The organism is Candidatus Edwardsbacteria bacterium (assembly GCA_018821925.1).
In the GTDB taxonomy this organism is placed as follows: Bacteria; Edwardsbacteria; AC1; order AC1; family EtOH8; genus UBA2226.
Genome location: JAHJLF010000049.1, coordinates 40,344 through 48,202, shown reverse-complemented (window position 1 = coordinate 48,202; position 7,859 = coordinate 40,344). Strand labels below are relative to the sequence as shown.

At 34.4% G+C, this 7,859-nt stretch carries 9 protein-coding genes; all 9 read right to left on the bottom strand.

Annotated features, from left to right (window positions below; genetic code table 11):
• Window positions 1-230, bottom strand: a 230-nt coding sequence (locus tag KJ869_05425) for a hypothetical protein (GenBank protein ID MBU1576630.1), incomplete at its 3' end; no start/stop codon positions are given.
• A 53-nt stretch (window positions 231-283) separates the two neighbouring features.
• Window positions 284-1,123, bottom strand: coding sequence for a DNA/RNA non-specific endonuclease (locus tag KJ869_05420; protein ID MBU1576629.1), 840 nt, complete (start codon window positions 1,121-1,123; stop codon window positions 284-286).
• Window positions 1,124-1,141: 18 nt separating this feature from the next.
• On the bottom strand, window positions 1,142-2,050 hold the full coding sequence (locus KJ869_05415; GenBank protein ID MBU1576628.1) for a radical SAM protein: 909 nt from the start codon (window positions 2,048-2,050) through the stop codon (window positions 1,142-1,144).
• A gap of 27 nt (window positions 2,051-2,077) precedes the next feature.
• Window positions 2,078-3,430 (bottom strand): HD domain-containing protein, encoded by a 1,353-nt coding sequence (locus KJ869_05410; GenBank protein MBU1576627.1) that lies wholly within the window; start codon window positions 3,428-3,430, stop codon window positions 2,078-2,080.
• A 24-nt stretch (window positions 3,431-3,454) separates the two neighbouring features.
• Entirely contained in the window at window positions 3,455-3,835 is a 381-nt protein-coding gene (locus KJ869_05405) for a hypothetical protein (GenBank protein ID MBU1576626.1), read from the bottom strand.
• A 357-nt stretch (window positions 3,836-4,192) separates the two neighbouring features.
• Window positions 4,193-5,752 (bottom strand): GNAT family N-acetyltransferase, encoded by a 1,560-nt coding sequence (locus KJ869_05400; protein ID MBU1576625.1) that lies wholly within the window; start codon window positions 5,750-5,752, stop codon window positions 4,193-4,195.
• A gap of 260 nt (window positions 5,753-6,012) precedes the next feature.
• The gene (locus tag KJ869_05395) at window positions 6,013-6,579 is read right to left on the bottom strand and encodes a PIN domain-containing protein (protein ID MBU1576624.1); all 567 of its coding nucleotides are present in this window, start codon (window positions 6,577-6,579) and stop codon (window positions 6,013-6,015) included.
• Window positions 6,572-6,937 (bottom strand): STAS-like domain-containing protein, encoded by a 366-nt coding sequence (locus tag KJ869_05390; GenBank protein MBU1576623.1) that lies wholly within the window; start codon window positions 6,935-6,937, stop codon window positions 6,572-6,574. The genes KJ869_05395 and KJ869_05390 overlap by 8 nt, the downstream gene beginning before the upstream one ends.
• An 11-nt stretch (window positions 6,938-6,948) precedes the next feature.
• Window positions 6,949-7,833, bottom strand: coding sequence for a hypothetical protein (locus KJ869_05385; protein ID MBU1576622.1), 885 nt, complete (start codon window positions 7,831-7,833; stop codon window positions 6,949-6,951).
• Between the last annotated feature and the right edge of the window lie 26 nt (window positions 7,834-7,859).

The window sequence follows — 7,859 nt, the reverse complement described above, 5'->3', positions numbered from 1 at the left end:
TGATTGTTTAACACGGGGGGATGGCATCTTGAACAAGGACCATAATAATTAACTGCTTCTGACAGTTTCATTGGTATTGAACTCTGGCGAAGATAGCTGCAAGTTACCCGGTGATATTTAGCACCTGTTCTTGTAACATAAACTGTTTGATCATCCTGCCCAAAAGAATTATTTGCAAAGAGTCCCACAAATAGAATGGAACTCAAGAGGAGAACGAGTTTTTGTTTCATCTTTGATCTTCTCCATTTTGAATTGCGGGATTATATTACAAAGAGCAAGCTTACTATTCTTTAAACCAGGCCCCGACATCAAGAATACTTTCTATTATCTTCTCCTGGTCATCCGGAAGCCGATAAAAGAAGTCTATCCCAGTAAACTTTTCAACACTGTCCACAGTCACTGTGTAGCTCTGTAATGGCTCTGATGACCCCGCGTTGGGCATTATAAAGCCAATAGCCTTTATTTCGGGGAGAGTATAGTCCAATATCACTTTGTAATAATACTTGGGCACAGAGACCTTATTTGGGCCTATGGTGGGCAATCCATCAGTCAATACAGGCCCTGTAATGACATATATTGCATTATTCTCTCTTGCCCACCCCCTGACCTGTTCTTCCAGCTTCTTCCAAATACCGCGATTGAAGCTTGGTTCCTGGGGACTCATGTTGCTGTAATAAAACGATTCCGTCATTGCAGTTTGGGACCAGGCCATATCCGCGGCCGGCACTAAATGTCCCTGATCATAGCCTGATTTCTTATAATCTTTGCTGGTTGCTGATCCAGTTGAGATATCCGGATCCACAATGAATTTATTCGTCCTCTTATGCTTCCCTTCTGTCTCTTTCTCAGTCAATTCATAAGCCACCCAATTGGCCTGCTCATGCTCCTCATTATATGAAAGAGTATACCCTGCATGAACCACCATTTGGCAAGAAGAGGGATTTTCCGGGATTTCAAGGAAATCAATATGTACGGGTTTTATTTCAGTAATGTAAACAGCATATTGCCAGGTTCCATCCTCAAAGAGGATTACTTTCTTTCCATCAGATGTTGTTGCTTCTTGTTGGGCGTTTAGAAGGGAAAAAGAGAGGAGGGAAATAATATAGAAGAGAATTTTTCTCATAAATCAATACTCATATAATTAAAATACTGTATTGATTTTCTTCGAATTTGTTCTATTATAATTTAAAGATGTTAACCTTATATCCTCTGCTGCAGATAATTGCCCACATCCAGCTCCGATGTCAACACCTTTGCTTTTAAACAATTTTGTCTCAATATTTTTACTTAAAAGGAAATTATAAAATATTTTATATTTGCTATCGGGAGGCTTACTAAAGTGTGAGCTATTAGAATTTATTTCTGATAATTTTACATAATGATATTTTGGGTTCAATAATTTATGTAAGGCCCTTAGCTCTTTCTCACTATCATTAACATTATTAAGCAATAAGTAATTAATGCAGACCTTTCTTTTAACCTTCCTAGCATAATATTCAGATGCATTAATAATATCTTTAATATTGTCTCTTAAACCTGGCATTAACTTATTTCTCAAATACTGATCAGTAGAATGTAATGATATCTGCAAATCGATACTAAAAGGATAATTTAGTTCAGCAAGTTCATATATTTTATTTACTAGGCCTGCAGTAGATACCGTTACTTCAAGATTATCACCATACTCTTTTCCAAGCCAATCGAATGTTTTTATTAGATTATTGTAATTCAAAAGGGGTTCACCCATCGCCATAAAACTAATTTCGAACATTTTAGAAGATGATGCACTTTTTAGTCTATCATGTTGTATAATATTTTCTATTTGTTCAATGATTTCTCTATTATTTAAATTTCTATGGTATTTTTGCCCTGTTTTGCAAAACTTACAACCTATAGTACAACCGATAGCTGATGATACGCAAATTACTTTATTTGGGGTTCTATAATCTAAATCAACCAGAGCGGATTCATAATGCAAGCCATCCTCTGTTTCCCAAATATATTTCTTCGAACCGTCAGAAGATATTTTATAATTTGTCAATGTACCCATATTTATTATAATATAATAACCTTTTTATTATTTACTGTTATTGAACTGCTCATTGGCAATACCTATGATTTTATGCAAATATGTGTCTGTCATACCACACACAAAATCAATTATCTCAAGGTAATGTCGTAATTTATCTCCATTATGTTTTTTTAAACTATTTATAAAAGCAATAAATATTTTATCCTCGTTATATCTATCATCGCTTATCGATAATTTAAATGCATTTATGCACTCTTTCTCCTTTTCCTTAATATTTGTTTGATCATTTTCATCTCTTATTTTAAAAAAATTAAATGCCGTTCCTATTTCAGCTTCTGCCTGTGCGTCTCTTTGTTTAAAACAATTCTTTACTTGTATTATTTCGCTACGGATAAAAGACTCATATCCAGATAAGAAAGATTTAATGTTTTTATCTAATTGAAGTACAGGTTCTTCTCCATATCTTCTTGGTTCCTTTGCAATATAATATTTGTAAATCTCATCCGAAGAGTAATCAATAACACTATTGATTATATTTCTTAACCTTTTTTTACGCCCCCATCCATTTATATGAGTAGATTCCGTTGTTAAAAACCATTCGTTGAATATCGCATACGCATCAGAATATTTCAAATAACCCTTATTATCTATATGTTTTGATCCGGCTTTTTTTATTTTATCAATATCATAATCTGATTCCTTACAATTTAAAATATCCTCGGTATCATGATTTATACCAGCAATCTGATCAGCTATAGCAACAGCTTGTGCCTCAAGTGTATCTGGGATACCATATTTTATTTTGCTTTGATTCTGCCATGGACTCCAACTATGAGTAATAATTCCCCTTTTTGTTATAAATCCTATACCTTTCATCTTCCTTTCGATTATTCTAACCGAATTAACAGCATGGTGAAATAAATAATATGGTTGTATTTCACGCTTTATTTTTACCTTTATATTGTAAAAATATAATGCTTCTGTTAAATTAATTTTAAGTTTCCCAAGATCACATAACGGTAGTATATTCGCTTTAAATATTCCTTGTATGGCTCTTTCTCCTGCATGGCCATATGGGCAATGGCCCAAATCATGACCACACGCAATAGCATTAATAAGTTCATTATTTAAGGAAAGATGTGAACCTATACTTTCTGCTATTTGCTGTACCTCTAAAGTATGCGTTAATCTAGATCGGTATTGCTCAACAAATTCTGGCTTAACCACTATTTGGGTTTTATCCGCAAGTCTACGTAACGCAGATGAATAAATAAACTCATCCTCATCATGTTTAAATGCACTTCTTCTTTCATCAGGATCATTATTATATTTCTCGCACGTTGCGGCCCATGGAACAATATTTTTTTCTTTAATTTTTTCTATCTCAAGATAAGACATTTTATTCCTTAAAATAATAACAAGTTAAATATTATCAAATTGACATAGTATAGGTACTATTAATTTAATTTCTGACCATTTTCTTATAGGTATGGTGTTTTCCTGAGCTGATTGTATTTCTAACTGCATACCCTTTGAGATGATATCTGAAACAAGCCATAATTCGTCACAGAAAAGTACTAAATTTTTACTTATTTCTTCTGTGTATGATCTTACGGAATTGTCCTTCTCCTCATTAAACACCGATAAAATTAAATGTGGAACTATAGGAGCAAAAAAACAATCTGGATTATCTATCGAATGTTTTACAATAGCATTTGCTATAGCAGTCACTCTTTTAATATTATATTCATAATTGTCAGTAAATGGATGTGCTAGGTATATATATTTGATTTCTTTATCCATTGTGATGATCTTTTAAATCAATATGTTTTATAAAAAAATTATAATAAAACTAAGCTGATGGTCTCCCAGATTAATATCTAAACAGAACGATAACGGTAATATTATCACTATATTTAGTATCTGTCAACAATAAATAAAATATAATTTAGCCTTACAGCAATGTACTGTTTGCTCTATATCCAAACAACTATAAGTCTCCGGATAGGATATGATAATTTATTGATCGCTATCGTGCTGAGTTAAAATTGATCATAATATATCGAATTCTAGTAATACTTGTTGTTGTTTCTTTTAGTCTTTTTTTCCGAAGCGGGTAGGCCAAATTGCACGAGAATATCACGTCAAACGGGTTTTAGTTCAAACGTTTTTTATTACTGGAGACCTTGCTATTACCAATATTTCTTTGGCTTTCACGGGGTCTATTTCCTTATCGAATTGACCTGCGCGAACATATCGAACGTTAAGGATCTCAAGACCACTCTCCCTCACAAGACTAGCAATGGATTCCCTTGTATATCGCTTATCACGCACAATAATCTCGGTTGGAAGCTGCTCTCCACGACTAAACTGCTCCCGACGATAGACAACGCCAGAATAAGAATCTACTAGATAGTATCTCGGATCAAATACATTTCCAGACGACTCCATCGTGCTACTTGGAGGAAGACGGAAGAGTTCTTCTGGATTATCTCTCAATGAAGCACGGAAAAGTGCGTTATGCTCGGTTCGGTGCATATTCATCACTGAAATTACTGCAAGGCCACCAGGAGTCAATCGATTCACAATAGTCCTTAAAATTGCCATATTCTCTTCTTCGCTTGCAAAGGATCCAACGACGTCGTATAGAGCAAGTACAACATCGAACCTTGTATGATCAAAGTCAAGATTTCGCACGTCACCAATATAGAAGGAGCAAGAGTGAAGTTTTTGTATGGCCGCTCTTTCTTTAGCCTTTTGAATAAACATTGTAATAAAATCAACTCCAATGACGTCCATCCCCATCCTGGCCATTTCGAGGGAATGGCGACCCGTACCACAACCAAGATCAAGAATTCGAGAGCCTGGACATATTTCGTAGGTCTCCATTAGGTATTTGACCTCTTCCGCAGCGAATTTCATCCAACGATGGTTGTCGTCAAGCGTCATGCGTTCGAAAGCTTGCCATAGCTTTTGTTCGGAATGCTGGAGAAGTATGTCAAGGTCTGAGCAAGTAATTGGAAACGGCTTTTGTTCGTTGAAGGTAAACGCTATCCACTCTTCTCCGGCTTCAAGCTCACCCAATTTCCATGGCTCCTTACTCACATCGGACGTTGCCATAATAAGAGAGTCAAGTTCGTCGAGATCGAGATGGAAGGATGTGTCTACAACAGATCGAGTCTCATCACAACGAAAAATACCTTCACCAACATATGGAACGTGTTCTTTGGCGAACGCCCTTAGCAAGTCTGAATGTGTATATACCATAGATGGGTCCACTCTACGTCGAGTTGCCTTCTCCAATGCCCTAACGGCCTTGGGATTGGCAGTGACAAGCCCCCACGAAAAGTGATCAGAGAATCCATATACAGACGCCAGAAGATTCTTGGCAATACCCATTCCTTGATATTTTGAATGAACAACTAATTGTGAAACCCACGACAAGATTCCTTTATCCGGAACGATGGCCTGAACTGCAACAGCGTAACCAACCAGGTAGTCTTCGTGACGCGCGAGAGCAAGCCAAGTATCAGGGCCAGTCAAAAGAGCACTCATCCGCTTCGGGGAGAGACGGACTCGCTCTCCAGGAGTTAAGCCATAAGGTGCCGTCTTCCCCCATATACCATAGTGTGCAGAAAAGAGATCAACACACTCCTGAATCAAAACTTTACTAACTTTATTAGCAAGGTGCCACTCGAAGCAAATGTCGGATAGTTTCATAAATAATCGTCTTTAAAAAGATACCCTGATATCACCGAAGCCGCAATTTAATTGCGGCTTCTTATATCTTACTCCAAATCCGAACATTCCTTATCACCTTTATATAAAGTGACTAATAATAGCATATTCATCTTTCTCAACTAACCTAAAGATACACATGGTACAATATGAGGGTCAATCTCATTATCGATATAATAGCACCAATGTCGAGCAATATTAAGGCTTAATCCGATATATGGTATATTATAAAAATCAAATAGTTATTTCGGCTTTAGTAGTTTATCGTTGCATGTATATATCGGTATATTTATATTATTAATTGATTTACTTTGATAATCGCCATCATTAGTAACAAGTGATAAATTTTCAATTTTTGCTAAAATCGCATGATATTTGTCATTAAAATCACAATTCTCGACATCATCTATTAACTGCTCTATAGTAATCGATTTGAATTTATCATCAATAGGTTTTGCACATTTCATTATATTGTTGGTCAAAACATTCTTCACGCCTTTCATTGCTACACAATAATCATGAGTATTACGATAGTCAGATTTATAGTTTACATATTTCATTGGATCCTTTAATTTTAAATACTCAAACTCGATTTGATGGTATATTTTAATAAACTCTGACAATATTAACGACGAAATAAATATTGATGCACCAGAATTTATGATTTTCTTAAAAAATCCACTATACTCTCGTATAAAATATTTCTTTGCAGGCACATTGCAATACAGATAAGCCCAGATATTTGTATCTAAAATAAATCTGTCATCATTCTTGGGGCTATATCTGCGAATATCATGACAATTATTCATCATTCATAACCTTATCGATGTTTCTATCAATCCCATCATTTTTTTTATTATTAAAATATTGTTTGGCTCTTTCAATAACTTTCATAAATGTTATATTATCTTCTTCCGATATATTAATTATTTTTAAATGCGTTTGAATATATATCTCATCGTATTTACCAAACAATTGTCCTATTGCGGCATTTAAAAATATTGAAGTTAAGAGTTTAATATTTGCAAAGTCAATAATAACACTTTGAGCGTTTGTGAAAGCCTGCTCAATACGAAGAAAAACATTATTACCATCCTCGTATGAAACAGCAGCGTCGCAACCAGCTTCTTGAAAAATTATTATTTGTATTTCCTCTTTATCGGACATTGTTTTCATCCTTAAGTTGAATTGTTTTCAATGTCATTAATTTCTGATTTAAAACAATAATACTTTTCATCAATATTAAATTCAATGTTGACTATCGTTCCTGGGAAAGCATTGCTGTATTTTTTCACTATTACCTTACCATTAGTTTCTTCCCAAAAACCATCTGATGAGATTATTTGTATTTTCCCCTTATTGATTTTTAAAAATTCCCGTATTAAATATAACCCCAAGCCACCCGGAATAGAACCAATTTTTGTAGTATTGCCATCTTTTACTGCCCAGTCAATCGCCTCAGTTGCTGAACAATTTTCTCTCAGATAATTATTCACATTTTCTTGTATAGTTGTTCCAATATCAACAACCGTAAAATCTAAAGCTTTATGAATGGGATAATATTGACCGCAGCTAAAAATATTAACGCATTCACCATGCGCTACAGCATTATCAAATAGTTCAAGTAAACTTTCATTAATTTTCTTAGTTAGTCGTTCCGACATTTGTGGTATATGTTGAGCTGAAAGTAAGTCTTTTTGCAAGTATTCATTAAATATTTTTAATTCATGAATACCGAACTTGCTGTATTTTATAACTGTTTTATAATAATCAGGCAATTCGCGGCTACCGAAATAAGTGAGAAATTTATTCCGCTTAAGTAATGTTATTAATCTTCGATCAACATTTTGAATAAATATTCTATTCGTTCGCTTTTGCAGTTCCTCAAACATTGCTCCTAATACTGCACATAGATTAGCATTAAAAAATATATTACTGAAGTCAATATGAATATCTTGAGCCTGCAAAGAACTGGTTATTGTAAAAAAATTAATTAATTCTTCATATCCCGAATAATCGCTCTTAATGCTTCTTCTATTGAAGTTATAAATCATCTTGTCCACAATTATGAATTAAAGATTTTATTATA

Coding starts and splice junctions, on each gene's coding strand:
- KJ869_05420 (MBU1576629.1), bottom strand. CDS start 1,123: ATGAGAAAAATTCTCTTCTATATTATTTCCCTCCTCTCTTTTTCCCTT.
- KJ869_05415 (MBU1576628.1), bottom strand. CDS start 2,050: ATGGGTACATTGACAAATTATAAAATATCTTCTGACGGTTCGAAGAAA.
- KJ869_05410 (MBU1576627.1), bottom strand. CDS start 3,430: ATGTCTTATCTTGAGATAGAAAAAATTAAAGAAAAAAATATTGTTCCA.
- KJ869_05405 (MBU1576626.1), bottom strand. CDS start 3,835: ATGGATAAAGAAATCAAATATATATACCTAGCACATCCATTTACTGAC.
- KJ869_05400 (MBU1576625.1), bottom strand. CDS start 5,752: ATGAAACTATCCGACATTTGCTTCGAGTGGCACCTTGCTAATAAAGTT.
- KJ869_05395 (MBU1576624.1), bottom strand. CDS start 6,579: ATGAATAATTGTCATGATATTCGCAGATATAGCCCCAAGAATGATGAC.
- KJ869_05390 (MBU1576623.1), bottom strand. CDS start 6,937: ATGTCCGATAAAGAGGAAATACAAATAATAATTTTTCAAGAAGCTGGT.